23 protein-coding genes are annotated in these 24615 nt (G+C 66.7%); 11 read left to right on the forward strand and 12 right to left on the reverse strand.

What is annotated here, in order from left to right:
- Positions 1 to 141 precede the first annotated feature (141 nt).
- The 4 genes from proB to rplU form a co-directional block, all read right to left on the reverse strand.
- Positions 142 to 1260: a glutamate 5-kinase gene (gene proB, locus F7O44_RS21290; protein WP_162452309.1), complete on the reverse strand. Its 1119-nt coding sequence runs from the start codon at positions 1258 to 1260 to the stop codon at positions 142 to 144.
- A 2-nt stretch (positions 1261 to 1262) separates the two neighbouring features.
- Positions 1263 to 2621, reverse strand: a complete 1359-nt coding sequence (gene obgE, locus F7O44_RS21295; RefSeq protein WP_162452547.1) for a GTPase ObgE — start codon at positions 2619 to 2621, stop codon at positions 1263 to 1265.
- Positions 2622 to 2862: 241 nt separating this feature from the next.
- Positions 2863 to 3120 (reverse strand): 50S ribosomal protein L27, encoded by a 258-nt coding sequence (gene rpmA, locus F7O44_RS21300; RefSeq protein WP_162452310.1) that lies wholly within the window; start codon positions 3118 to 3120, stop codon positions 2863 to 2865.
- Positions 3121 to 3126: 6 nt separating this feature from the next.
- Positions 3127 to 3438, reverse strand: a complete 312-nt coding sequence (gene rplU, locus F7O44_RS21305; protein WP_162452311.1) for a 50S ribosomal protein L21 — start codon at positions 3436 to 3438, stop codon at positions 3127 to 3129.
- Positions 3439 to 3779: 341 nt separating this feature from the next.
- On the opposite strand from rplU, the gene F7O44_RS21310 reads away from it, so the two are divergent.
- From F7O44_RS21310 to F7O44_RS21325, 4 genes are read left to right on the forward strand one after another with little or no spacing between them, the layout of a single operon-like run.
- Positions 3780 to 5096: an L-fuconate dehydratase gene (locus F7O44_RS21310; RefSeq protein WP_222851575.1), complete on the forward strand. Its 1317-nt coding sequence runs from the start codon at positions 3780 to 3782 to the stop codon at positions 5094 to 5096.
- 21 nt (positions 5097 to 5117) lie between these two features.
- Positions 5118 to 5429 carry an L-rhamnose mutarotase gene (locus F7O44_RS21315; RefSeq protein WP_162452312.1) on the forward strand — a complete coding sequence of 104 codons (312 nt, stop codon included), beginning with the start codon at positions 5118 to 5120 and terminating at the stop codon, positions 5427 to 5429.
- Positions 5426 to 6463 (forward strand): aldo/keto reductase, encoded by a 1038-nt coding sequence (locus F7O44_RS21320; RefSeq protein ID WP_162452313.1) that lies wholly within the window; start codon positions 5426 to 5428, stop codon positions 6461 to 6463. The genes F7O44_RS21315 and F7O44_RS21320 overlap by 4 nt, the downstream gene beginning before the upstream one ends.
- A gap of 4 nt (positions 6464 to 6467) precedes the next feature.
- Positions 6468 to 7313, forward strand: coding sequence for an amidohydrolase family protein (locus F7O44_RS21325; protein WP_162452314.1), 846 nt, complete (start codon positions 6468 to 6470; stop codon positions 7311 to 7313).
- Between the two features lie 159 nt (positions 7314 to 7472).
- Here the strand turns inward: F7O44_RS21325 and F7O44_RS21330 are convergent, their stop codons facing one another.
- Together F7O44_RS21330 and F7O44_RS21335 are read right to left on the reverse strand one after the other, a co-directional pair.
- Positions 7473 to 8144: a FadR/GntR family transcriptional regulator gene (locus F7O44_RS21330; protein ID WP_162452315.1), complete on the reverse strand. Its 672-nt coding sequence runs from the start codon at positions 8142 to 8144 to the stop codon at positions 7473 to 7475.
- A 113-nt stretch (positions 8145 to 8257) separates the two neighbouring features.
- Positions 8258 to 9217: a TIGR03621 family F420-dependent LLM class oxidoreductase gene (locus tag F7O44_RS21335; RefSeq protein WP_162452316.1), complete on the reverse strand. Its 960-nt coding sequence runs from the start codon at positions 9215 to 9217 to the stop codon at positions 8258 to 8260.
- Positions 9218 to 9349: 132 nt separating this feature from the next.
- Between F7O44_RS21335 and F7O44_RS21340 the strand changes: the two genes are divergently transcribed.
- From F7O44_RS21340 to F7O44_RS21355, 4 genes are all read left to right on the forward strand, one after another.
- Positions 9350 to 10072, forward strand: coding sequence for an aspartate/glutamate racemase family protein (locus tag F7O44_RS21340; RefSeq protein WP_162452317.1), 723 nt, complete (start codon positions 9350 to 9352; stop codon positions 10070 to 10072).
- A gap of 308 nt (positions 10073 to 10380) precedes the next feature.
- Entirely contained in the window at positions 10381 to 11901 is a 1521-nt protein-coding gene (locus F7O44_RS21345) for an ATP-binding cassette domain-containing protein (protein ID WP_162452318.1), read from the forward strand.
- The gene (locus tag F7O44_RS21350) at positions 11898 to 12929 is read left to right on the forward strand and encodes an ABC transporter permease (protein WP_162452319.1); all 1032 of its coding nucleotides are present in this window, start codon (positions 11898 to 11900) and stop codon (positions 12927 to 12929) included. The genes F7O44_RS21345 and F7O44_RS21350 overlap by 4 nt, the downstream gene beginning before the upstream one ends.
- A gap of 61 nt (positions 12930 to 12990) precedes the next feature.
- On the forward strand, positions 12991 to 13986 hold the full coding sequence (locus F7O44_RS21355; RefSeq protein ID WP_162452320.1) for an ABC transporter substrate-binding protein: 996 nt from the start codon (positions 12991 to 12993) through the stop codon (positions 13984 to 13986).
- Between the two features lie 93 nt (positions 13987 to 14079).
- Here F7O44_RS21355 and F7O44_RS21360 read toward each other — a convergent pair whose 3' ends face one another.
- From F7O44_RS21360 to F7O44_RS21375, 4 genes are all read right to left on the reverse strand, one after another.
- Positions 14080 to 14793: a TIGR03936 family radical SAM-associated protein gene (locus tag F7O44_RS21360; RefSeq protein WP_162452549.1), complete on the reverse strand. Its 714-nt coding sequence runs from the start codon at positions 14791 to 14793 to the stop codon at positions 14080 to 14082.
- Between the two features lie 194 nt (positions 14794 to 14987).
- Positions 14988 to 16499 carry an MFS transporter gene (locus F7O44_RS21365; RefSeq protein ID WP_162452321.1) on the reverse strand — a complete coding sequence of 504 codons (1512 nt, stop codon included), beginning with the start codon at positions 16497 to 16499 and terminating at the stop codon, positions 14988 to 14990.
- A gap of 117 nt (positions 16500 to 16616) precedes the next feature.
- Positions 16617 to 17261: a TetR/AcrR family transcriptional regulator gene (locus F7O44_RS21370; protein ID WP_162452322.1), complete on the reverse strand. Its 645-nt coding sequence runs from the start codon at positions 17259 to 17261 to the stop codon at positions 16617 to 16619.
- A gap of 149 nt (positions 17262 to 17410) precedes the next feature.
- Entirely contained in the window at positions 17411 to 18835 is a 1425-nt protein-coding gene (locus F7O44_RS21375; RefSeq protein WP_162452323.1) for an amidase family protein, read from the reverse strand.
- 270 nt (positions 18836 to 19105) lie between these two features.
- Between F7O44_RS21375 and F7O44_RS21380 the strand changes: the two genes are divergently transcribed.
- Both F7O44_RS21380 and F7O44_RS21385 read left to right on the forward strand, forming a co-directional pair.
- The gene (locus F7O44_RS21380; RefSeq protein WP_162452324.1) at positions 19106 to 20191 is read left to right on the forward strand and encodes a 3-deoxy-7-phosphoheptulonate synthase; all 1086 of its coding nucleotides are present in this window, start codon (positions 19106 to 19108) and stop codon (positions 20189 to 20191) included.
- A 95-nt stretch (positions 20192 to 20286) separates the two neighbouring features.
- Positions 20287 to 21741, forward strand: a complete 1455-nt coding sequence (locus tag F7O44_RS21385) for an extracellular solute-binding protein (protein ID WP_162452325.1) — start codon at positions 20287 to 20289, stop codon at positions 21739 to 21741.
- A gap of 20 nt (positions 21742 to 21761) precedes the next feature.
- Here the strand turns inward: F7O44_RS21385 and F7O44_RS21390 are convergent, their stop codons facing one another.
- Positions 21762 to 22694 (reverse strand): NADP-dependent oxidoreductase, encoded by a 933-nt coding sequence (locus F7O44_RS21390; RefSeq protein WP_162452326.1) that lies wholly within the window; start codon positions 22692 to 22694, stop codon positions 21762 to 21764.
- A gap of 83 nt (positions 22695 to 22777) precedes the next feature.
- On the opposite strand from F7O44_RS21390, the gene F7O44_RS21395 reads away from it, so the two are divergent.
- Positions 22778 to 23632 carry an oxygenase MpaB family protein gene (locus F7O44_RS21395; protein WP_162452327.1) on the forward strand — a complete coding sequence of 285 codons (855 nt, stop codon included), beginning with the start codon at positions 22778 to 22780 and terminating at the stop codon, positions 23630 to 23632.
- 20 nt (positions 23633 to 23652) lie between these two features.
- Here the strand turns inward: F7O44_RS21395 and F7O44_RS21400 are convergent, their stop codons facing one another.
- The gene (locus F7O44_RS21400) at positions 23653 to 23913 is read right to left on the reverse strand and encodes a hypothetical protein (RefSeq protein WP_162452328.1); all 261 of its coding nucleotides are present in this window, start codon (positions 23911 to 23913) and stop codon (positions 23653 to 23655) included.
- Between the last annotated feature and the right edge of the window lie 702 nt (positions 23914 to 24615).

Consider the following 24615-nt stretch of genomic DNA (forward strand, 5'->3'; position numbering starts at 1 on the left):
AGCTGATCATGACGCAGAGTCTATTGATCGGATCTATCTCCGGGAAGTCCCCTCACCTGACCGCCAGCACGAAGCCGATCAAGTACACAACGACGACCTGCGGAAACCCAACCGCGGGAACCCGCGAAGAGATTCTTGACGCTACCGGTGGTGCAGGACGACCAGATCGTCGCGGTGCACAACCTCACGCTCGTACTCCGCACCGAGCTCGCGGGCCAGCTCACGGGTGGAGCGGCCCAGCAGCGCCGGCAGCTCGGCGGCGTCGTAGTTGACGAGCCCTCGGGCAACCACGCGCTCACCTTCGTCCACCATGTCCACCGGGTCGCCCGCCGTGAACGTGCCGTCCACGCTGATAATGCCAGCTGGGAGCAGTGACTTGCGCCGCTCCACCACCGCCCGTACCGCGCCGGGATCGAGATGCAGCCGCCCCGCGGCGTCGGCGACGTGTTCCAGCCACAACAATCGCGTGGACCTCCGCCGGGCCCGGGAATGGAACCAGGTGCCGACATCCTCGCCGCGCAGCGCCTCGGCCGCCTCGCCGGCCGAGGTCAAAACCACCTCGATACCTGAGCCGGTGGCGATCGCCGCCGCCTCGACCTTGGTCTGCATCCCGCCACTGCCCAGCCCTGAGCGCCCGGTACCGCCGATCTTGAACGCGTCGAGTTCGGCCGGATCATTGACCTCCGGAACGCGTGTGGTCTCGGGGCGGCGCGGGTCGCCGTCGTACAGCCCGTCGACATCGGAGAGGAGCACCAGCGCATCAGCGTGCACCAATTGCGCCACCAAAGCGGCCAGGCGGTCGTTGTCGCCGAACCGGATCTCCTGCGTGGCTACGGTGTCGTTCTCGTTCACCACCGGGACCACATCCAGGCTCAGCAACTTGTGCAGCGTCCGGTACGCGTTGCGGTAATGCGAGCGGCGGGTGACGTCGTCGACGGTGAGCAGCACCTGCCCGACCTTCAGGCCGTGCGAGGCGAACGCCGTGCTGTAGTGCGCCACGAGCAGGCCCTGCCCGACGCTGGCCGCGGCCTGCTGACGAGCCAGATCGCGAGGGCGTGTCGGCATGTTCAGCGGGGCGAGCCCGGCTGCGATCGCCCCCGATGAGACCAGGACCACCTCCCGGCCGGCAGCTCGTACCCGGGCCAGCGCGTCGACCAGCGCTACCAGACGAGATCCGTCCAGCCCGCCGCTCGGCGTTGTCAGCGACGACGAGCCGACCTTGACGACGACCCGGCCGGCCTTGGCGATCACCTCGCGCATCGCTACCGCTCCAGCCGGCGATCGGTGCCGCGCGGTCCGAGCCGCTCAGCACCGGCGTGCACCGAGGGCTCCCAATCGAAGACTACGGCGTCCTCGCCGCCGATGACGACCTCGTCGCCGGCCTCGGCGCCGGCCTTGACCAATTCCTCCTCAACGCCCAGGCGGGCCAGCCGGTCGGCCAGATAGCCGACGGCTTCGTCGTTGGTGAAATCGGTCTGCCGGACCCAACGCTCCGGCTTCGCGCCACGCACCCGGTAGAACTCGCCGTCGTGGCTGTGCTCTTTGGTGATGGTGAAACCGTCGTCGTCCACCGGGGTGGGCCGCAACACGATCCTGGTGGGCTCAACCTCCGGGGCGGCCGCACGCGCGGCGCTGACGACGCGGGCCATCTCGAAGGTGAGCTGACGTAGACCGTCCCGCGCGACCGCCGAGACACTGAACGCCGGCCAGCCGCGGGCTTCCACGTCGGCCCGGACGAACTCAGCGAGCTCACGAGCCTCCGGAACGTCGATCTTGTTGAGGATCACCAGCCGCGGCCGGTCGGAGAGCCCGCCATAGCGCTCCAGCTCCGCCTCGATCACGTCGATGTCAGTCATCGGATCACGACCTGGCTCGAGGGTGGCGCAATCCACCACATGGGCCAGCGCGGCGCACCGCTCGACGTGCCGCAGGAACGTGTGCCCAAGGCCACGGCCTTCGCTGGCGCCTTCGATCAGACCGGGCACATCGGCGACGGTGAAGCGCACCTCGCCGGCCTCGACCACGCCGAGATTGGGCACCAGCGTGGTGAACGGATAGTCCGCGATCTTGGGGCGAGCCGAGGAAATGGCCGCGATCAGACTGGACTTTCCCGCGCTGGGGAAGCCGACCAGACCGATGTCGGCGATGCTCTTCAGTTCGAGGACGACGTCGAGCGCTTCGCCGGGCTCCCCCAGCAGCGCGAACCCAGGTGCCTTGCGACGAGTGCTGGCCAGCGCGGCGTTGCCGAGGCCGCCGCGTCCGCCGCGAGCCGCGACGAGCTTGGTTCCGGCACCGACCAGGTCGGCCAGTACCTCGCCGTCACGGGTGGCCACAACTGTGCCGTCAGGCACTTTGAGCAGGATGTCGGCCCCGTCGGCTCCGTTGCGATGGCTGCCTTCACCTGGGGTTCCATTGCCCGCGCGCCGGTGTGGAGAGCGGTGATAGTCGAGCAGCGTGGTGGTGTTGGGATCGACGACCAGAATGACGTCTCCTCCGCGGCCACCGTTGCCGCCGTCGGGTCCACCGAGCGGCTTGAACTTCTCCCGGTGCACGGACGCACAGCCGTGACCACCGTTACCGGCGGTCAGGTGCAGTACTACGCGATCGACGAACGACGGTATCGCCACGTTCCATCCCTCCTTCCACTTCTCCCCGGCCGACCCGTTCGATGATCAGCTGAGTCTTCGGCCCACGTCTTGCAACCAGTACCGGGACCGCATTGTTTCCGTTGACCCGCGTTTCACGCCGTTCCGGCTTCCGCGCGACGGACGGCCGGTGGGTGAAACGACGAAAAAGCGGGCCGGTCGTTGTGACCGGCCCGCTTTCGCCACTATGTGAGGACTCTCGCGTCGAAGCGGGGGGTCACTCCCCCGCCGGGACGATGTTGACAACTTTGCGGCCACGCTTGCGGCCGAATTCGACGGAGCCCGCGGACGTGGCGAACAAAGTGTCGTCCTTGCCGCGTCCGACGTTCTCACCTGGGTGGAAGTGGGTACCACGCTGCCGGACGATGATCTCGCCGGCATTGACCACCTGGCCGCCGAACCGCTTCACGCCGAGCCGCTGTGCATTGGAGTCGCGCCCGTTCTTGCTGGACGAGGCGCCTTTCTTGTGAGCCATCGTGTCCTACTTCGTCTCGATGCCGGTCACTTTGACCTGCGTGTACTTCTGCCGGTGCCCTTGGCGCCGACGGTACCCGGTCTTGTTCTTGTAGCGAAGGATGTGGATCTTCGGACCCTTGACCTCGTCGACCACCTCAGCAGTCACCGAGACCTTCGCGAGCTTCGTGGCGTCGCTGGTCACGGTCTCGCCGTCAACCACGAGAACGGCGGGCAGGGTGACGGTCGAGCCGACCTCGCTGTGGAGCCGGTCGACGTCGATGACGTCACCGACGGAAACCTTCTTCTGGTTGCCGCCGCTACGGACGATCGCGTACACCGCGGACTCACTCTCTACTATCGGGCCTGATGGGCTCGCTCGGCTTGGGCACGCGCACACCGCTTCGAAAAGCGGGCACGCGGGTTCGGGCGCGAGTAGCGCCGACGTCTAAGAATAGGGACTGGAGGCCCTTGGGGTCAACCTGACACCTCCCCGGCGACGCTCGGGCACGTCGATCCCACCACCCCGGCCCGGGCTCCTACCACTCACCACACCGTCGGCACCACCCAGTCGGCGCGAGGTCACGTCGCTGGACAACCCCGCGGCCGGTGGGCTATACATCGGATGACTAGGAAACATCCGATGTATATGTTCGATGGCATGGACGTGGAGGACCTGTAGTGGCTGATGCCGAGCGCAGAATCACCGCCCTGGAGACCTGGGATATCCGGTTCCCCACCTCGCGTGAACTGGACGGTTCCGACGCGATGAATCCGGATCCGGACTACTCGGCAGCCTACGTCGCCCTCAAGACCGATCTCCCCGGAACGGCCGAGGGACACGGATTCGCCTTCACGATCGGCCGTGGCAACGACGTCCAACGAGCCGCGATCGAAGCGCTGCGGCCGTTCGTCGTTGGACTCCCCCTCGAGGACACCCTTGCCGACCTCGGAGGATTCTGGCGGGAGCTGGTCTATGACTCCCAGCTGAGGTGGCTAGGCCCGGAGAAGGGCGTCATGCATATGGCGATCTCCGCGGTGGTGAACGCGATGTGGGATCTCAAGGCGAAGCTGGAGGGCAAGCCCTTGTGGAAGCTGCTCGCTGACCTCACCCCCGAGCAGATCGTCGACTTGGTGGACTTCCGATATTTGACCGACGCGCTCACCCCGGCAGAGGCATTGGAGATCCTCCGCCGGGCCGAGCCGGGCAAGGCCGAGCGCGAATCGCTGCTGGTGGCTGACGGTTATCCCGCTTACACCACGTCACCGGGCTGGCTCGGCTATGACGACGCGAAACTGGTCCGGCTGTGCAAGGAAGCAATGGCCGACGGCTTCCAGCAGATCAAACTGAAGGTCGGTTCGGATCTCGACGAAGACCTGCGACGGCTGCGGCTGGCCCGGGAGACGTGCGGGCCGGACATCCGGATAGCCGTGGACGCCAACCAGCGCTGGGATGTCGATGAAGCGATCACCTGGATCAACGCACTCGCTCCGTATGACCCCTGGTGGATAGAGGAGCCCACGAGTCCGGACGACGTGCTCGGCCATGCCGCGATCGCCCGTGGAGTCGAACCGATCCGGGTCGCCACCGGTGAGCACGTTCAGAACCGGGTTGTCTTCAAGCAGCTCCTGCAAGCCGAGGCGATCTCGTTCCTGCAGATCGACGCCGCGAGGGTCGCCGGGGTCAACGAGAACATCGCGATACTCCTGCTGGCCGCGAAGTTCGGTGTGCCCGTGTGCCCGCACGCCGGCGGCGTCGGCCTTTGTGAGCTGGTCCAGCACCTTTCCATGTTCGATTTTCTCGCCGTGAGCGGATCGCTGGAGCGGCGCAGCATCGAGTACATCGACCACCTGCACGAGCACTTCGTCGATCCGGTGGTGGTCCGGGACGGCCGCTACGTCGCCCCGTCGTCCCCCGGCTTCGGCGCCACGATCAAGCCCGCCTCTCTCGAGAAATACGCTTACCCCGACGGTCCGGTGTGGTCGTCCGCCCCATAAGGGCGCGAGGAAGGAGCAACAATGCAGCAGGTGGCCTTGCACACCCGGCTCAAACCTGGCAAGGAAACCGAGTACGACGAATCACATGCCGTGATCCCCGACGAGCTCGACGCCGCGCTGCGCGAGGCCGGTGTCCACACGTGGCGCATCTGGCGCAGCGGACGGGATCTGTTCCACCTCGTCGAGGTCGACGACTACCAGGCGATGCGGAACGCGCTGCGTGACCACCCGGCGAACATCCAGTGGCAGGCGAGGATGGCCGAGCTGCTGGAGGTCCAGGACAGCTATGCCGGCGACGACCACGGCCTGAGCCTCGTGTGGGAGCTTCCATGATCACCCGCCGGCGAGCGGGGCGGACCGCGGCTGAACTCACGACCCTGTCGCTCGGCGGCGCCCCAATCGGCAATCTCTACCGCGCGGTCGACGACGATGACGCGGCAGCGGCCATCGACGAGGCATGGCGCAGCGGCATTCGCTATTTCGACACCGCGCCCCACTACGGCCTCGGCCTCTCCGAACGCCGCGTCGGCGCGGCCCTTCGGCAGCGGCCGCGAGACCAGTACGTGGTATCCACCAAGGTCGGCCGGCTACTAGAACCCGTCCCGGCAGGCTCCGGCGCGCGCGACGATGAGGGTTTCGACGTCGCGGCGACACACCGGCGGATCTGGGACTTCAGCCGCGACGGCGTCCTCCGGTCCGTCGAGCACAGTCTCGAGCGACTCGGGCTCGACCGGATCGACGTGCTGTTCCTGCACGACCCCGACGACCACTGGCAACAGGCGATCGACGAGGCATGTCCGGCGCTGACCCAGCTTCGGGACGAAGGAGTGGTGACGGCCATCGGCGCCGGCATGAACCAGTCCGAGATGCTGTCCCGCTTCGTGCGCCACGCTGACATGGACCTGATCATGCTGGCCGGGCGGTACACGTTGCTCGAGCAAGGCGCGCTGGATGAGTTCCTGCCACTGTGTGAACAGCGCGGCGTCAGCGTGGTCGCGGCGGCGGTTTTCAACTCCGGGCTACTGGCCAAGCCACACCCCGAGCCGGGAGCGATGTACAACTACGGCGAGGCTCCGGCCACGCTGCTCCGCCGTGCGCAACACATCGGCCGGATCTGCGAACGGCACGGCACCACACTGCCGGCGGCAGCTATGCGGTTCCCGCTGGCGCATCCGGCGGTGGCCACGGTGAACGTGGGCTCCCGCGACGCCGAACAGGTGCGGCGCAACGTTCAGCTGTTCCAGGCGCCGATTCCCTCGCAGCTGTGGTCCGAACTCCAAGACGAGGGTCTGCTGCGGGCCGACGCCCCGGTACCGGGTGCCGAAGACGAACGGACCCCACCCACTCCCGGCCCGGCTGAGAGCTGATCACATGAGCGGAATCACCGACACCCATCACCACCTGTGGGACCCGGCCCGCCGGAACTACCCCTGGATGACCGGCCCGGCCGCTTCACTTCGGCGCCCCTACGGCCTCGACGAGCTGCGCTCCGTGACGTCGCCCGCGGGTGTCGCGCGCACCATTGTGGTCCAAGCCGCCCATGACGAGGACGAGACCGAAGAGCTCCTCGCCACGGCCGCCAGTTCCGAGGGCTTGATCGCGGGTGTGGTCGGATGGGTGGATCTGACGGCGCCCGATCTCGCGGAGCGGCTAGCGCGGCTGCGCTCGCTGCCCGGCGGTGAATTGCTGGCCGGAATTCGCCATCAGGTACACGACGAGACCGACCCCGAGTGGCTGACCAGGCCCGACGTGCTGCGTGGACTGTCGATGCTGGCCACCGCTGGTTTGGTGTACGACCTGCTGATCCGCCCACGGGAGCTGCCGGCCGCCCGGCGGGCGGTGCAAGAGGTGGACACGCTGGCGTTCGTCGTCGATCACGGCGCGAAACCCGCGATCGCCGAGGGTGTGCTGGAACCGTGGTCGGCGGAGATCGGCGAGCTGGCCCGGCTGCCGAACGTGTCATGCAAGGTGTCCGGTCTGGTCACGGAGGCTGACTGGGCGAACTGGACTCTCACCGATCTGCGCCCGTACACCGACCGGCTGGTGGACGTGTTCGGAGCCGACCGGCTCATGTTCGGCTCGGACTGGCCGGTCTGCACACTCGCCGCGTCATACTCGGACGTCCTCCAGGCCACCCGCGAGTGCCTGGCCGAGCTCACCCCGGGCGAATCGGACGCCGTGTTCACCGGCAACGCCGCCCGGATCTACGGTCTCTGACCCGTGATCGTGAGCGGATCCGCGCTATTCACCCCCGTGATCGTGAGCGGTTCACCGTCGCTATAGCAGCGTCATTGCGCTCACGATCACCGCGCGGCGGGGCAGAATTCTGCTCACGATCACGGGGAAGGCGCCGGGGGATAAGGTGCCGCCGGTGCACTAGAGCGCGTGCCGGAGCCAGTGTTCGACGCCGGACACGTGCACCGTCATCCACGACCTGGCCAGCTCCGGCTGCCGGTTGGCCAGCGCGTCGTAGACGGCGCGATGCTCCTCCCAGGTGCGTTGCCAGGCGTCGCCCTCGGTCAGCCCCCGCCATACCCGGGCCCGCTGGGTCGGCGCGGACAGGCTGTCGACCAGCGAGCTCAGGACCAGGTTGCCGGAGGCCTCGGCCACCACCCGGTGGAACTCCAGATCATTGGCGATGAGGTGGTCCACCGGTGGGTTGGCACCGATCTCGTCGAGCAATTTCTGCAGCTTCCGTAGTTCGTCGTCGCTGATCCGGACGGCCGCCATCGCCGCCGCGGCAGGCTCCATGATCCGCCGCACCTCGAAGAACTGCAGCACGGAGTCGTCGCCGTGCAGATCGATGACGAAGTTCATGGCCTCCAGCAGAAGAGACGACTCCAGGCTGGTCACATAGGTGCCGTCGCCCTGCCGGACGTCGAGGATGTTGATCAGCGACAGCGCTCGCACGGCTTCGCGCAGGGAGTTCCTGGCCAGGCCCAGGCGGGCCGCTAGATCGGCTTCCCGAGGCAACCGGTCGCCCGGGCGGAGTTCGCCACTGACGATCATCTCTTTGATCTTGAGAATCGCCTCGTCCGTGACGGCCATCGCGCCTGCCTTCCCCAGAGATCGGACGTATTCTCGGCCTCAGTATGCCACCAGGGTCGTCCGATGACTCTTCCGGAACAAACCTCCGGCCGTGTCGGCCGACGTCGGGCACCTCAGGTGCCGGCCAGGCACTCCACCACCGGTGCGAAACGTTCGATGATCGCATCCGGCACGATGTAATAAGAGAACCCGAACTGCTCCCGCCGGGCACGCATCACCTCCGCGATGCGCTCCACAGGTCCGAGGAACGCCGCCGGCATGTCGAGCACCTGGTCGGCCGGCAACCGCGCCCAGTCCCGGCCGCTCGTGTATCGCGCGACCGCCGCGCGCACATCGTCGTCGATCACCGGTGAGATCACCATCGACAACTCGACGTCACCCATCCGGGGCCCAGCTCCTTCCCGGATCCATTCGATCTTCTGCTTCATCGCCTCCGGCGTACGTTCGGAGAGAGCGTCGGAGATGGCGCCCTCGGGCAGCGCCTTGGGTAACACCCCGACGATGTCGGCTTCCCTTCCGGCCAGCCGCAACATGCGCTTGCTACCCGCACCGACCTGGATAGGTGGATGCGGACGCTGCGACGCGGCCGGGAAGGTGCTCAGCGACCTGATCGAGTAATGCTCGCCATCGAAGGTCACCTTCTCACCGGCCAGGAGACCTTTGAGGATCACGAGCGACTCCTCGAGCCGGTCCACCCTCAAACGGGCCAAGTCGAACGGCATTCCCGCGCTTTCGTACTCGTCGCGCAGCCAGCCTGCCCCCAGGCCCATCTCGAAGCGACCGCCCGAGAGCACGTCGAGAGTCGCGGCCTCTTTGGCGAGCATCACCGGGTGGCGATAGTCGTTGGCCAGTACGACAGTGCCGACGCGCAGAGTGGTGGTGGACCCGGCTACGGCCGCCAGCGCGACCAGGGGGGCCAGCTGATCGCCGAACGGCTCCCGCACGAAGTGATCACGCAGCAGGAACGTACTGTAGCCGAGCCGTTCGGCCTGCCGAGCCGTATGCGCAAGTGATTCAGGCGAGCGAACCTGCTCGCCGAGAACACCGAAGCGGAAGGGGAATGTCGTGGTCATGACGCGACGCTAACGCTGCACGGCATGGCAAAACCGGCGGATTCCGGACGCGGCGTCCTCGCCCGCTCATGATCATGAACACTGCTGGACCTCTGTGGTCAAGTCTTCATGACCATGGGATTGAATGGGGGCATGAAGCATGCCGGCATCCTGGCGCACAGCGCCGAAGGCGCAGCCCTGTGTTTCCGTACGTTCTGCCAGCATGGCTTCGACGAACTCGGTGAACACCAGCATCCCGACGTGACGCTCGATTGCATCGCCATGGCGCGGAGCATGCCGGCCTGGGACTCCGGCGACCACCAGAGCATTCGAACCACCCTCGCGACCTCGGTCAGCCGCCTGGCAGCGGCCGGAGCCGACTTCTTCGCCTGTCCGGACAACACCGCTCATCTGGCCCTCGAAGCATCGGGCCCGGAGCTCGCGCTACCCGGCCTGCATATCTCTCGTGTGGTGGCCGAGCAAGCCGCCCAGCAGGGTTTTACCCGCGTCGGGGTGCTCGGCACGTCGTACACGATGGAGGGACCCATCTACCCCCGGGAACTCGCCGCGTGCGGCATCGAAGCCGAGATCCCCAACCCGGACGAGCGTCGGATGATCAATACGATTATCTTCGACCAGCTGGTCAACGGTGTCTTCACCGACGCCTCGCGGCAGGACTACCTGCGCGTGATCGACCGCCTCCGCGGCGTCGGCTGTGACGCCGTCGCCCTGGTGTGTACCGAGATCCCATTGCTCGTCACCCCAGAGGTGTCCCCGTTGCCCACCCTGGATTCGACCCGGTTGCTCGCACGGGCGGCGTTCGAGGTCGCCGCCGGACGCCGCCCGCTGCCATCGTGGCGTGGCGGTCGAGCCTAGGGACCACAGCGGCATTGGCATAACAGCCGCATCAAGACCTCATAACGGTCCTTACGTCCGACCTATCGCCGACTTCGGCCAACATCGCACAAACCCACCCTTGACGTCGGCGTCTGCCTTGGCGCGGCGAGAATCGCCGACCACCTGCCCCACCTGCGGGCAGACCAGCCAGAGAAGTTGATCGAGGGCAGGGCATTGACATCGGAGTTAACACAGTTACCATCGAATTCATCCGATCTCTCGCCGTAGCTGTATCACCTACTCTTCGGCGCTGTCTCACCTCCGCACCACCTGACATCTGGAGGACCGTGAACCACCGGCTACTCGAACTCGAGGGAATCAGCAAGAGCTTCCCGGGCGTGCAAGCCCTCTCCGATGTCCGTCTAGAACTGGCCGCCGGTGAGGTCCACGCGCTCGTCGGCGAGAACGGCGCCGGCAAGTCCAGCCTGATGAAGGTGCTGACCGGCATCTACCAGAAGGACGCGGGCACGATCCGTCTCGACGGGCAGCCAGTGAACATCGACAATCCCCTCGCCGCTCAGGCCCTCGGCATCAGCATCATCCACCAGGAGCTTTCGCTGATGCCGGACCTCAGTATCGCGGAGAACATCTTCATCACCCGGGAAAAGCGTCGAGGTCTCGGCTTCTTCGTCGACGACCGCGACCTCAACCGGCGCGCCCGTGAGCTGTTCGATCACCTCGGCATCTCTCTCGATCCCCGGACCAAGGCCGGCAACCTCCTGGTCGCCCAACAGCAGGTGGTCGAGATCGCCAAGGCGTTGTCGTTCGACGCCCGCGTGCTGGTCATGGACGAGCCGACGGCAGCACTCACCGAGTCCGAAACCGAGATCTTGTTCCGGTTGATCCGCGACCTGCGCAGCCGCGGAACCGGCATCATCTACATTTCCCACCGGCTGGAAGAGCTCAAGATCATCTCCGACCGGATCACCGTCATGCGCGACGGCGAGTACGTCGACACCGTGCTGACAGAGACCGTGGAACTGCCACAGATCATCTCGATGATGGTCGGACGGCAGATCAAGGGTGAGTCGCGCCCGGTTGACATTCCGGCGCCCGGCCCGACGGTATTGGAAGTCGCTGGTCTTTCGACGAAGCCCTTGCTCCGGGACGTCAGTTTCGAGCTGCGCCAGGGCGAGATCCTCGGCTTCGCCGGGCTGATGGGCGCCGGGCGCACCGAAGTGGCCCGGGCCGTCTGCGGTGCGGACAAGATCGACAGCGGCGACATCTTCTTACACGGCCAGCCAGTCAAGATCAAGAGCCCGGCCGACGCCGCACGGCTGCGAATCGGCTACCTGTCCGAGGACCGCAAGCGATTCGGCCTGATGCTCGACCAAGACGTCAACTTCAACATTTCGATCTCGTCGCTAGGGAATCACGCCAACCCTCTCGGTTTCATCCGTGACGACCAAGCACGTCAGACGTCTCGGTCGTACGTCGAGTCGATGCGGATCAAAACCCCGTCGATCCAGCAACGCACCAAGAACCTCTCCGGAGGCAACCAGCAGAAGGTGGTCATCGCCAAATGGCTGGCCAAGGACTGCGACGTGCTGATCTTCGACGAACCCACCCGTGGCATCGACGTCGGCGCCAAGGAAGAGATCTACGAACTGCTCAACGCGCTGGCCGCACAGGGCAAGTCCATCATCATGATCTCCTCCGAGCTGCCGGAAGTGCTGCGTTTGTCACACCGGATCGTCGTGATGTGTGAAGGGCGCGTTACCGGGATTCTCGACAACGCCGACGCCGACCAGGAAGTCCTCATGGACTACGCCACCCGCTCCGGAGCGCATGGAGGAATCGCTGCATGAACGAGGTCAAGACCGCCGACCAGCCGACGGATGACTCCGCCGTGCCGGCGAGCACCCCCGCCGGCCGCACGGCTCGCGGCATCGTGCGCCAGCAACTGCAGCAGATCCTGGCCTTCGCCAGCCTGATCGTGCTGGTCGCCTTCTTCGCGCTGGCCAACGACAACTTCCTCACCTGGTCCAACGTCACCGGCATTCTGGTGTCGACGGCCGTCATCGGGATCCTCGCGCTCGGGACCACCTACGTCATCATCACCGGCGGCATCGAACTGTCGCTGGGCACCGGGATGACGCTGGCGGCGGTCATGACCGGCGTCTTCCTGGTCAACCTCGGCTGGCCGCTGTACCTGGGCGTGCTGGGCGGCGTGCTGACCGGTGCGCTGATCGGGCTGGTCAACGGCTTCAACATCGCGTTCCTGAAGATCCCTCCGTTCATCGCGACGTTGGCGATGATGATGATCGCCCAGGGACTGGCGTTGGTCATCTCGGGCACGGCACCCATCTACTTCACCGACGTCTCCGGGTTCACCGGCATCTCCCAGGGCTCGGCCATACCCGGCGTCGACATCCCCAACGCGGTCCTGATCCTGTTCTCCGCGACGATCGTGGCCGCCCTGATACTCGGCAAGTCGATTCTCGGCCGTTTCACCTTCGCCATCGGCAGCAACGAGGAAGCCGCCGTGCTCTCCGGCATCAACGTCCGGAAATGGAAGATCATCATCTACACGCTCTCCGGTGCCTTCATGGGAATCGCCGGAGTGGTTCTCGCGGCCCGGCTGAACTCCGCGCAGCCTGCGATCGGCGTCGGTTACGAACTGCAGGCTATCGCCGCCGTCGTCATCGGTGGCACATCGTTGCAAGGCGGCAAGGGCAGCATCGTCGGCACGCTGATCGGAGCACTGATCGTCGGCACCGTCACCAACGGGCTGCGCATCATGTCCATTCCCCAGGAATGGCAGACCGTCATCATCGGCCTGGTCATCCTCCTCGCTGTCTATACCGACATCCTTCGCCGCGGCAAACAGGGATAGCCCTCGCCTCTACTAGTCGCCCCCATCCCCATCAGCTCTTCACACCGATTCGGAGATCATCATGAGAAGACGCATCACCGGCGTAGCCGGGCTCGTCGCCGCCGCTTTCGTCCTCGCCGCGTGCGGCTCGGACGACACTGGCACCACTGACGGCGCCGATGGCGAGGCCCCACCCGGCGACAGCGACCGGACCTACGTCGCCTTGGTGTCCAAGGGTTTCCAGCACCAGTTCTGGCAGTCCGTCCGCGACGGTGCCCAGCAGGCCGCCGACGAGTTCGACGTCGACATCACCTTCGAGGGCCCGGACTCCGAGTCGGAGGTCGCGCAGCAGATCGACATGCTCCAGACCGCAATCGACCGTAGCCCCGACGCGCTCGGGTTCGCCGCCCTGGACAGCCAGGCGGCCGCACCGCTGATGGATCAGGCGGCATCCAGCGACATCCCGGTGATCGCCTTCGACTCCGGAGTGGACAGCGAGGTACCGCTGGCCACCGCCGCCACCGACAACCGGGCGGCGGCCGCGCTGGCGGCCGAGAACATGGTCGAGCTCATCGGCGGGTCCGGGCAGATCGCGATGGTGGTACACGACCAGACGAGCGTCACCGGAACCGAACGCCGCGACGGCTTCGTCGAGTACATCGAGCAGAACGCACCCGACGTCGAGATCGTCGACATCCAGTACGGCGGCGGCGACCACCTCGAATCCACCAACGTGGCCACCGCCATCATCCAGGGCAACCCGGACCTGGACGGCATCTACGGCTCCAACGAAGGTTCGGCCATCGGGGTCGTCAATGCCGTGAAGGAGCTCGGCATCGCCGGTGACCTGGTCATCGTCGGCTTCGACTCCGGTCAGGCGCAGATGGATGCCATCCGCGACGGGGTGATGGCCGGTGCCATCACGCAGAACCCCGTCGGCATCGGATACGAGACGGTGAAGGCCGCCGTCGAGGCGCTGGAAGGCGACGAGCTGCCGGAAACCATCGACACCGGCTTCTTCTGGTACGACGAGTCGAACATCGACGACGACGAGATCCAGGCCGTCCTCTACGAGTGACCCCACCCCGGTGATCGTCAGTACGCTGTGGTCGCGATCTGATGATCGTCAGTGGGTTGTGGTTGCTGCTTAGCAGCCACAACCCACTGACGATCACCGACGTTGGGGTGGGTTTGACAACGTCAGGGGGATGAGCTCGCGGCGCTGTTCGTCCCAGGTCCCCTGAGCCAGGCGCCGCGCGCGGGGCGGTGACGGGGGTGTGAAACCGGCCGCCACCCGCAGGCCAGCGAGGACCTCCTCCGGACGGACCGTCGGCGTTTGGTGTTCGATGACGCAGCGAATGGCCGGCTCGGATGTGTCGTGGCTCTCGTCGGCTTCGGCGAAGAGTACTGCTCCGCGGGCGTCTATCTTGCGGTTGCCCTTCTTGGTGAGACGTTCGACTTCGACGGACTCAGCGCCCAGGAAGGTGGCCAGCGCCGATCGGATCTCGTCGGGTGCCGCACCGGGACAGGCGATTTCCCATAGTGATGCCCGCAGGCGGTCAGCGAGCGAGCCGGGCTCCGCGGGATCGACTTCGCCGACCTCGATGATGTCGAGGCCGGGCGGCAGTGCCTCGTCGAGGGATAGGCGGATCTGATCCGGATCGCGCCGATCCGTGAGAGAGATCTCGAGATACTCCGCCTCGCTTGCGGCGCCGGTGGGTGCGGCGCCGGCAAACGAGATCTTCGGATGTGGCGTGAACCCGTAGGAGAAGGCCATAGGCACCTGGGCGCGGCGCAGGGCACGTTCGAACGCACGCTGGAAGTCACGATGGCTGGTGAACCGGAGACGGCCGCGTTTGGCGAACCGAACACGCATCTTCTGCACCGCGGGTTGCTGGTCGCGCTCCGGCGCCGCCCGATGGGACTGTGGACTCACCTGGCTAGCCTATCCAGGCTGGCCGGCGTGCTCGCTCTGCCGGCTCCGCCCTCCCGAGTTGATCATGGGCGAATACACCTTTGGCGAGGCCGTAAATCAGGTATCTACCCATGATCAACAACGGGAGTGGTAGATCGTTTCCGCTAATGGACCATGACCGGCGCGGCCTCTTCGGCCGATCCGTCGCCATCGGACACACGCGCCGTGCGCTGGTCGGCATTGACGAACGTATAAGCGATGACCGCCGACGCCACCAGGATCGCCACTGCCCACCAGATGGCCGACGTATAACCGTGCACCATGGCCTGAAGCTGGACCTGCTCCACAGACACCGCGCTGCCGACGTTCGTCGCCAGGTAGGTGGTGGTCGCGCTGGCGGCGATCGTGTTCAGCAACGCAATCCCGATGGCCCCACCGACCTGCTGCGAGGTGTTGATCATCGCCGAGGCGATACCGGAGTCGCGCGGCTCGACGCCGTACGTCGCCAGGCTCATGGCCGGCATGAACGTCGTTCCCAAGCCCAGCCCGAGCAGGATCTGTGCCGGCAGGATCAGCCCGACGTACGAACTGCCGGGTTCGAGTTGGGTGAGCATCAGCATGCCCACGGCCGCGATCGCCAGTCCCGGACCCATCAAGTAACGGGCCGGAATCCGGGTCATCAGCCTGGCGCCGACCTGTGTCGACCCGGTGATCATGCCAGCCACCATTGGCAGGAACGCCAGGCCAGTGCGCACCGGGCTGTAGCCTTCGACGATCTGCAGGTAATACGTCAGGAACAGGAACAGGCCGAACATCGAGACGATCGCCAGCCCCAGCGACAAGTAGACACCGCCCCGGTTGCGATCCAGCACCACACGCAACGGAAGCAGCGGGGCCTTGACCCTCCGCTCGACCATGACGAACACCCCGAGCAGCAAGACGGTCGCCACGAACATGCCTATGGTGACCGCGTCGGTCCAGCCGTCGGTCTCAGCTCGGGTGAAGCCGTAGACAAGCGCCACCAGTCCGAGTGTGCCGAGCAACGCACCGGGAATATCGAGCGCAGAGGGATTCCGACTGTCTTTGGGCTCCTTGATCTGCGCGAATCCGCCCAGGAACGCCACAGCGGCGATCGGGATGTTGACGTAGAACACCCAACGCCAGTCCAGGTATTCGGTGAGGAAGCCGCCCAGAATCAGGCCAACCGCGGCTCCTCCACCAGCGATGGCGCCGAAGATACCGAAGGCCTTCGCCCGCTCCCTGCCGTCGGTGAACGTCACCGCAAGCAACGACAACGCGGCGGGCGCCAGCAAAGCACCGAAGACTCCCTGCAGGGCCCGGGAGGCGAACATCATCGCCTCGTTGACGGCCGCGCCGCCGATCGCCGACGCGAGAGCGAAACCGACCAGGCCGGTAAGGAATGTGTTCTTGCGGCCCCAGAGGTCGGCGATCCGGCCCCCCAGGAGCAGCAACCCGCCGAATGCCAGCGCATACGCGGTGATGACCCACTGCCGGTTGGCGTCTGAGATACCGAGGTCGGCCTGGGCCGAGGGCAACGCGATGTTCACGATCGTGGCATCGAGCACCACCATCAACTGGGCGATCGAGATGAAGGCCAGGGCTTTCCAGCGCCTTGAGTCACGCTGTTGCGTGGCCTCCTGGATTGTTTCGGACATGCGAGGTTCACCAATCGACTCGTAGTGAGCAGGAAGAGGCGTGAGAAGGGAAGGAGTGCGGCAGCGCGCAATTCAGTGGCGCGGCGTGAGAAAACTATGAGCGAGGCTGGTTCTCTTTCAGGTGCTACGACGCTCCAGGTCTTCCAGGGTGACTGATTCCCCGGGCAGCGTTGACCGGGCTGGACTGCGTAGGCCGTCGATGAACAGCTGCAGGTGCCTGCGGGCGAACCGCTCGAAGTGTGTGCACTCCGAACCCGGCATCGGCCGGCTCAGCTGGGTGATCGCGACCATGAGATCGCCGATGGTGACATCGGGGCGCAATTGGCCGGCGTCGCGGGCGCGGCTCATCAGGGCCTCGATGGCTTGCAAGAGACGTTCCCGGGCCGCCACCACTGGTGGAGCGTTCCTGTCGAAGTCTTCGCTGGTCAGCGAGCAAACAGAGCCCACGTGCTCGTCAGCTGCGGTGTGGATGAAACCGCTGAGCACGTCGAACGGGTCGGCCGGGTCGGCCAGCGCCGCCTCCGCTGCGTCCGTGATCCGCTCCATCGAGTACAGCACCACTTGACGGAACAGTTCGCGGCGGTCTGCGAAGTGCCGGTAGACGGTGGCGTTCCCGACGCCCGCGCGCTGAGCGATGGTGTCCAGCGGGGCATCCGGGCCGGCCTCGAGGAGCACGTGCCGTGCAGCGGCCATGATCCGTTCCCGGTTACGGGATGCGTCGGCGCGCAGCCGGTGCTGAAGAGCTCCCACTGTGGCGTTCATGCCGCCTCCTCTCGTCGACGCGAGCACCGTAACCGGGGACTGACTCCCCGTATTAGCTCGAACATCGGGTTAAACGGGGAATGAATCCCCGGAAATTCCGCCAACGAATGTGACCTGGGTCATATTTGCTGCCAAGTGTCGGCCGGGCTTCACCAGACGGGTGGCCGCCGGTCCCGCCACGGCCGAGCCGTCTCGAGCTGTGCCGCCAGCGATAACAACGTCTCCTCATCGCCGAGCCGCCCGCCCAGCATGACGCCGATCGGTAGCGTCACGCCGTCGACCACGCTCCAATGCAGCGGCAGGCTCACCGCAGGCCAACCGGTCAGGTTCCACACACTGGTCCAGGGCGTGTAGGCCACTTGAGCGGCGAAATCGGCGACGGGATCGTCGTCGTCGCGCAACGACCCGACCATCGCGGGTGGCCGCGCCAGCGTCGGCGTCACGATCACGTCGTATGCGGCCCAGGTGGCTGCCGCTTCGCGCGTCGCCTGCTGAACATGACCCACCGCCTGGGCGTACTCCACGCCCAGAACCGAGCGTCCCTGCTCACGCAGCCATCGGGTCAACGGCACCAGCAGCTCTTCCGAGCCCGGCGGGACCGGAGCCATCAGGGCCATCACCGACCACAGTGCCTCGAACGACGCCCATCGCTCCGGCGGGAATGGCACGGGAGCCCGCTCCACATGATGGCCGAGCTCGTGCAGGAGCGTGGCGGTCGCCTCGGCAGCTTCGATACACGCCGGATCTACAGTGACGTTCGCGTCGATGACCGGCGTGGTCAGGATCCCCACGCGAAGCCGGCCCGGCTCCCGCTCGCACGCGTCGAGAAAGGTGGTGCGCGGGCCAGGGAGGACGAACAGGTCGCCGGGCCAGTGGTGGGCAAGGATGTCCAGCATCACCGCCGTGTCGCGCACATCCCGGGTGAGCGCGCCGTTCACCGCCAGGCCCGGACCGTCCACCTGGTACGGGCCTGGGCTCACCCGGCCCCGGGACGGTTTCAGCCCGACCAGCCCGCACGCGCTGGCCGGAATACGAATCGAGCCGCCGCCGTCGCTGCCGTGCGCGACGGGGACGATTCCGGCGGCCACCGCCGCCGCGGCTCCCCCGCTGGATCCACCGGCCGATCGCCGCGTATCCCACGGTGTGCGGGCCGGCGCCATGATGTCCGGCTCGGTATAGGCCGGCAGGCCGAACTCAGGCGTGTTCGTCTTGCCGATCATCAGTGTTCCCGCGTCGCGAAGGAGCATGACCACGCCGTCGTCCACGGGCGCCACCTCTTCACCCATTGCCGCGCTGCCCCACCGGATCGGAACGCCGGCCACTGGATTGAGGTCTTTGACGGGACATGGCACGCCGAGCAACGGCGTGTCCACACGCTGGTCCGCCAATGCTTGCTCGGCGGCGACGGCCTGCTGGCGTGCGAACTCGGGGGTGAGTGTGACGAACGCCCCCACCTGCGGACCGAGCCGTTCAGCCCGCTCCAGCGTGACATCCAGAACCTCTGTAGGCGACGTTTGACCAGCGCGGATGGCAGCGGCCAGCTCAAGCGCGGTCAGTTCGTGAATCTCGGGCACGTCCCGACCCTATGCGCTGGCTCCGACACGCTGATTGGAGATCAGCCGAAACGCAGGCTACAGTTGCGTTCGTGGCTGAGGTCCGTTGGTATACGCGCTTTACGCAGGCTCCGGGTGGAGCCGCGGACAGCGCACCCTGACCAACCGCCCCACCCGGAGCCAGCACAGGCAGAGACCTCGGTCTCTGCCTTTCGTCGTTAGAGACGGGCCGGCCCGGGTTTGACTTCGCGGGCCTCCTGTCCCCCGATCAGGATTGGAAACTCCCGCGACATGTCTGAAACCCATCCGCTCCCGCAGCCGTCGCCCACCGGTGATCTCCGCATCACGGGGCTGCAGCCGCTGCTACCGCCCCGTGAACTCCTCGCCGAACTCCCACTCGGCGACCACCATGCCGACCTGGTGCGACGGACCCGGGCCGAGGTCCGCGAGATCATCTCCGGCCAGGACGACCGCCTGCTGGTCGTGGTCGGCCCGTGCTCGGTGCACGACCCCGAGGCAGCCCTCGACTACGCCCGCCGGCTGGCACCCGTGGCCCAGCATCTCGACGACGATCTCCGCATCGTCATGCGGGTGTACTTCGAGAAGCCCCGCACCACTGTGGGCTGGAAGGGGTTGATCAACGATCCCGGGCTGGACGGCACCTTCGACGTTCAGCGCGGCCTGCGACTCGCCCGCACTCTGCTGTTCGACGTGCTCGATGCCGGGCTTCCGGTCGGATGCGAGTTCCTCGAGCCGATCAGCCCGCAATACATCGCCGACACCGTCTCGTGGGGAGCTATCGGGGCCCGCACTCCGGAGAGCCAGGTGCATCGCCAGCTCGCCTCCGGGCTCTCGATGCCGGTCGGATTCAAGAACGCCACCAGCGGCGACGTCCAAGCCGCGATCGACGGCTGCATCACCGCGGCCAGCAGCCACGTCTTCTTCGGCATCGACGACGCCGGGACGGCCGCCGCGGTCTCCACCGCCGGCAACCCGGATTGCCACGTGATCCTGCGTGGCGGGCAAGGCGGCCCCAACTACGGTCCCACCGACGTCCGCGACGCGCTGGCCCTGCTCCACAAGGCGGAACTGCCGGAACGGCTGGTCCTCGACGCGAGCCACGGCAACAGCGGCAAGGACCACCTGCGCCAGGCCGTCGTCACCGCGGAGATCGCCGAGCAGATCGCCACCGGCCAGACCGGCATCGCGGGGATCATGCTCGAGAGCTTCCTCGTGGCCGGTCGCCAGGATCTCGGCTCTGAGCCGTTGACCTACGGCCAGAGCATCACCGACTCGTGTATGGACTGGACCACCACGCAAGGGCTGCTCACAGATCTGGCCGCAGCGGTCCGGACGCGGCGCGCAACCTCAGCCTGACCCGGTATGCCCTGATCGGCCACGGGCCGAGGACTACCATGGTGCTGTCTCGAACTACCGCCCGAGGCCGCCCAACTTTCGCCGGAGGCTGCCACATGTCGATCGACCCCGAGCAGCCGATCCCGTTGTACTTCCAGCTCAAAACGCTGTTGCTGCAGGCGATGATCCGGGGCGACTACGGTCCCGGAGATCGCCTGCCCACCGAGCACGAGCTGTGTGAGCGCTACGGGCTGAGCCGTACGCCGGTCGGCCGGGCGCTGTCCGAACTCGCCGAAGAAGGCGTCATACTGCGGCACCGCCGGCGTGGCACGTTCGTCAATCCGCACTGGGCACCGCGGCGCGGCACCGAGCTGCGCATCGTGGTGCCGGCCGAGGGGCCCTGGGAGGGCCTCATCCACAAAACGGCCCCGGACGATCTGGCCATCAGCGTCGTCGCGGTGCCGCGCTCGGATCTCTACCACACGTTGACGCACGCGGTCGCTGAAGGACAGGCGCCTGACCTCGCCGTGCTGGACTCGGTGTGGATGCCGGAGTTCGCCGCGTCCGGGTTCCTGCATCCACTCGAAGACCTCGACGAGACCTGGATCCGTGCGGAGTTCGAGACCGACTTCCTGCCCCCGCTGATCACCGCCAACCGTTACCAGGGCGGCACATACGCGGTCTCGCTCAGCGCTGACGTGGCCGGGCTGTGGTACCGGCGCAACGAACTGCAGCGGCTGGACCTCGAGCCGCCGGAAACCTGGGCGGATCTGAGCGCCGTGGGACACGCGCTGCTCGGGGACGGCATTACCCATCCGCTGGCGCTGCCAGGAGGCTCCAAGGGAGCGGAGACCACCACGTACTGCCTGCTCGCCTTCCTCGCTTCCAATGGTGTCGAGGTCCTCGGCCCCGGCGCGGTCACGCTGGGCCAGCCCCGTACCGTTCAGGCACTCACGTTCCTCCGCCAGCTCGTAGAGGAGGAGTTGCTCCCGGCCGAGGCCGTCGGCTACGAGTGGAATCGTCCGATCCGGCTGTTGGCACGCGGCCAGGCCGGCATCAGCTTCGGCGGCAGCTACGAGGCCCGGGCGCTGGCCGAGAAGATGGACGTCGAACTGGGTGAGCTCGCCGATCACGTCGGATTCATCCCGATCCCACGCGGCCCCGAGGGTGGCGCACCGGCCAGCCTCGCAGGCACTATGGTGTGCGGCATCTTCCGGCAAGCGGCTCATCCGCTACTCGCCTGGCGGCTGCTCCGCCACCTGACGGCCCCAGAGCCACTGGCCGCTATCGGCACGGCCACCGGCCGGATCCCACCCAGGCGCTCGGCGATCGAACTCATCGACGACGACCCATTGCTGGACACCGCCGTGGGTGTACTCGAGAAGGCCGTCATCCGCCCCCGCACACCTGTCTACCCACGGGTGACGGCACAGCTGCAGAGCATGCTGGAAGCCAGCCTGCTCGGCCAGCTGTCCCCTGCTCAAGCTGCGAGCCGCGCGGCGGAACTCATCTCGGCGATCACCGGGCTGCCCCTGTCCGACACCCTGGTCGACGCGTCGCATTCGGGGTAATCCGCCCCGCCCGGTGGTGCTCAGTGGGTCGTGAGGACGACCTTCCCCCTGACGTGCCCGCGCTCCACCTCTCGGTGTGCGGCTACGGCATCCGTCAACGGGAAAGCAGCGTGAATGTGGACCCGCAGCCGTCCCTGTTCGTAGAGATCGACCAGCTTGCCCAGCCGTTCGGCGGATCTCTGCGTGCCCAGGACGCGGACTTCCATCTGCTCAGCGAGCTCTTGCCCGGCTATGGTCCCGGCGCGGCCCGGATCGGTGACGAGATCCGCCGACGCGCGCATCGCCTCCTCGGTCCCCACAGCATCGAGCGCGGCGTCGACACCCGCCGGGGCGGCCTCGCGCACCCGGGCGACGAGTCCTGGGCCGTACTCCACGGGAACGGCTCCCAGCTCACGCAGGTAGCCGTGGTTACGAGGACTGGCCGTCCCGATCACGCTCGCACCCCACGCCCGAGCGATCTGAACCGCCGCGGTACCCACCCCTCCGGCGGCCGCATGAATGAGCACGGTCTCGCCCGCACTCACATGCAGGGCCTCGAGCGACGTATGGGCCGTCTGGCCGGAGGCGCCGAGCGCACCTGCCTCTTCCCAGGACATTGCCGACGGCTTACGCACCAGGGCCGCAACGCGGGCAACCGCGTGGTCCGCGTGGGCGGCTCCAACTGCCCAGCCGATGACCTCGTCGCCCACCGCGAACTCCGTGACGTCGTCACCGAGTTCTTCGACCACACCGGCGAACTCCGAGCCGCCACCCTGCGGGAACCTTGCCGGAGCCCAGTCGGCGGTGTCCCCTCGGCGGAGCTTCACATCGAACGGCTGAACACCGGCCGCCCGCACCCGGACCCGCACCTGGCCTGGCCCCGGCCGCGCAAGCTCGACGTCGACGATGTCGAGCACCGCTGCTTCACCGTACCTGTCGAACGTCACCGCACGGCTTCGCACCCGTTCGCTCATTGCCGACGCCACCTCCGGCTGCCCCGCCCACCAGCACGCTCGCGACGACGGCGGACGGAGGCGGGCATGTCATCATGATTGGTATGGATCATTCCGAGGCCGACCTCGGACTGTTCGGTCCGGACAGTATCAGCTGGCGGGTCCACCGCGAGCCGGTCCTCTGGGTGGCCGGCGTACGCGCCCTCTACCTTCAAGCGTTGCATCCACGGGCGGTGCAGGGCGTCGTTCAGAACACCGATTACCGGCAGGGCAACTGGGCACGGTTCATGCGCACGGCGGAATACGTCGCCACCGTCGTCTTCGGAACCACACATGACGCTCAACGGGCAGGCGCCCGGGTCCGCAAGCTGCATGACCGGCTGCGCGCTACCGACCCCGCCACCGGCGAGGAGTACCGCATCGACGAACCTGAACTGCTGCGCTGGGTTCACGTATGCGAGGTCGACTCGTTCGTCACCACCGCCCGACGGGCCGGGGTCCGGCTCAGCGATGACGACGTCGACCGCTACTACGGCGAACAGGTGCGGGCGGGCGAGCTGATCGGGCTCGACCCCGCGACGATCCCGGACTCGGCGGAGGCCGTCGCCGAGTACTTCCAGAACATCCGGCCCGAACTCGCGCTGACCCCCGCCGCCCGCGACGTCGCCCGGTTCCTGGCGCTGCCACCGATGCCGCGGAGGTACGGATGGACCGTCGGCCGGCCTGCCTGGCTGATGGTGGCCGGGTCGGCGTTCACGCTACTACCCCGCTGGGCCCGTCGGCTCTACCGGATGCCGGGTGTTCCGGTCACTGATGTCGCCGCGACGGTGAACGTACGCTGGCTTCGGACCCTCGCCCGTCTGCTGCCGGTCGCGGAAGGCCCTATTTACCGCGACGCGATGCGACGAGTCGAGCAGGCAGCGGCTGCGCCGGACGGCCGGCCGAGCCGGTCTCAGTGACGCCACGAGACCGCGTGGCGTCACCGATTCTTGGGGGTATCCTCTTGCTCGGGCTCGTCGATCCACACCAGGTCGGTCGTGCCGCTGTGCCCGTGGACCTGGATGACTTGCTCTGGTGAGTCGTAGACCGTAACCGACGATATGTCGCTGCAGCACCATGCCAATGTGGTGCGCCCCGTTGGATACACCGTGCCGTATGCGACGAGGCCGACCCCGGACACACCGGTGGCATCCTCGTGACGCTGCAATGCGAACCGCCGGGGCAAGCGGTGTGAGGTCATTCGACCCACTCCGACGCGAGTGAGTCGGCGGTCCAGGCTGGGTCATCCATGTGGGTGCCTCCAGGACCGATCTGGACGATGCGGTTCCCATCACGCTCGATTGGCCGCACCAGCCAGCTGTGGTTTTGTGCGTTCCAGGTCAACACGTACTCCGTGTCCCGGCGCAACATGGCCGTCCTTCCCCGTCGTGGCCGGTCTCAGCGGCCACGCACCGATTCCACTGGTCCCATGCATATCCGGTATCACCCGCCGTCGGCTCTCGCCTGGGTGCGATGCCCGGGCGACCCGGCGCAATGGGATTCCGCCGACTCGATCATCTACCTGAACCGTCGCTTCCGCAACGCGTACGAGATGTACGTCACGCGTTTGACCAGGCTAGATGCCGAGAACGGGGTTGCTCAGCCCAAAACTTTGTCCGTTCGGCCTCAGGGCGATCAACCGAACGGACGACAATCCGCACATCGCGCGCCAGTCGGATGATCTTGGACGAAATGGATCACTGCAGAGATGCTGCCGGCAGCTCAGGACTGACCCGCTTGCGTCCTGCAGGGCGAGCGCCCAAGGCCTCGTCTTGCAGGACGCTAGCGCAGAGTCCGGGGCACCGCAGCCACGCTGCCGACCTTGCTGCGACAGCATTGCTGCTTGGTAACAGTTTCGACAATGCGCCCGGATGGTCCCTTGACCGAGAATAATTTTCTCGCT

Origin of the sequence: Phytoactinopolyspora mesophila, from assembly GCF_010122465.1 — a bacterium.
Classification (GTDB): Bacteria; Actinomycetota; Actinomycetes; order Jiangellales; family Jiangellaceae; genus Phytoactinopolyspora; species Phytoactinopolyspora mesophila.

Coding starts and splice junctions, on each gene's coding strand:
- proB (WP_162452309.1), bottom strand. CDS start 1,260: ATGCGCGAGGTGATCGCCAAGGCCGGCCGGGTCGTCGTCAAGGTCGGC.
- rpmA (WP_162452310.1), bottom strand. CDS start 3,120: ATGGCTCACAAGAAAGGCGCCTCGTCCAGCAAGAACGGGCGCGACTCC.
- F7O44_RS21315 (WP_162452312.1), top strand. CDS start 5,118: ATGCAGCAGGTGGCCTTGCACACCCGGCTCAAACCTGGCAAGGAAACC.
- F7O44_RS21320 (WP_162452313.1), top strand. CDS start 5,426: ATGATCACCCGCCGGCGAGCGGGGCGGACCGCGGCTGAACTCACGACC.
- F7O44_RS21325 (WP_162452314.1), top strand. CDS start 6,468: ATGAGCGGAATCACCGACACCCATCACCACCTGTGGGACCCGGCCCGC.
- F7O44_RS21330 (WP_162452315.1), bottom strand. CDS start 8,144: ATGGCCGTCACGGACGAGGCGATTCTCAAGATCAAAGAGATGATCGTC.
- F7O44_RS21335 (WP_162452316.1), bottom strand. CDS start 9,217: ATGACCACGACATTCCCCTTCCGCTTCGGTGTTCTCGGCGAGCAGGTT.
- F7O44_RS21340 (WP_162452317.1), top strand. CDS start 9,350: ATGAAGCATGCCGGCATCCTGGCGCACAGCGCCGAAGGCGCAGCCCTG.
- F7O44_RS21350 (WP_162452319.1), top strand. CDS start 11,898: ATGAACGAGGTCAAGACCGCCGACCAGCCGACGGATGACTCCGCCGTG.
- F7O44_RS21355 (WP_162452320.1), top strand. CDS start 12,991: ATGAGAAGACGCATCACCGGCGTAGCCGGGCTCGTCGCCGCCGCTTTC.
- F7O44_RS21365 (WP_162452321.1), bottom strand. CDS start 16,499: ATGTCCGAAACAATCCAGGAGGCCACGCAACAGCGTGACTCAAGGCGC.
- F7O44_RS21370 (WP_162452322.1), bottom strand. CDS start 17,261: ATGAACGCCACAGTGGGAGCTCTTCAGCACCGGCTGCGCGCCGACGCA.
- F7O44_RS21380 (WP_162452324.1), top strand. CDS start 19,106: ATGTCTGAAACCCATCCGCTCCCGCAGCCGTCGCCCACCGGTGATCTC.
- F7O44_RS21385 (WP_162452325.1), top strand. CDS start 20,287: ATGTCGATCGACCCCGAGCAGCCGATCCCGTTGTACTTCCAGCTCAAA.
- F7O44_RS21390 (WP_162452326.1), bottom strand. CDS start 22,694: ATGAGCGAACGGGTGCGAAGCCGTGCGGTGACGTTCGACAGGTACGGT.
- F7O44_RS21395 (WP_162452327.1), top strand. CDS start 22,778: ATGGATCATTCCGAGGCCGACCTCGGACTGTTCGGTCCGGACAGTATC.
- F7O44_RS21400 (WP_162452328.1), bottom strand. CDS start 23,913: ATGACCTCACACCGCTTGCCCCGGCGGTTCGCATTGCAGCGTCACGAG.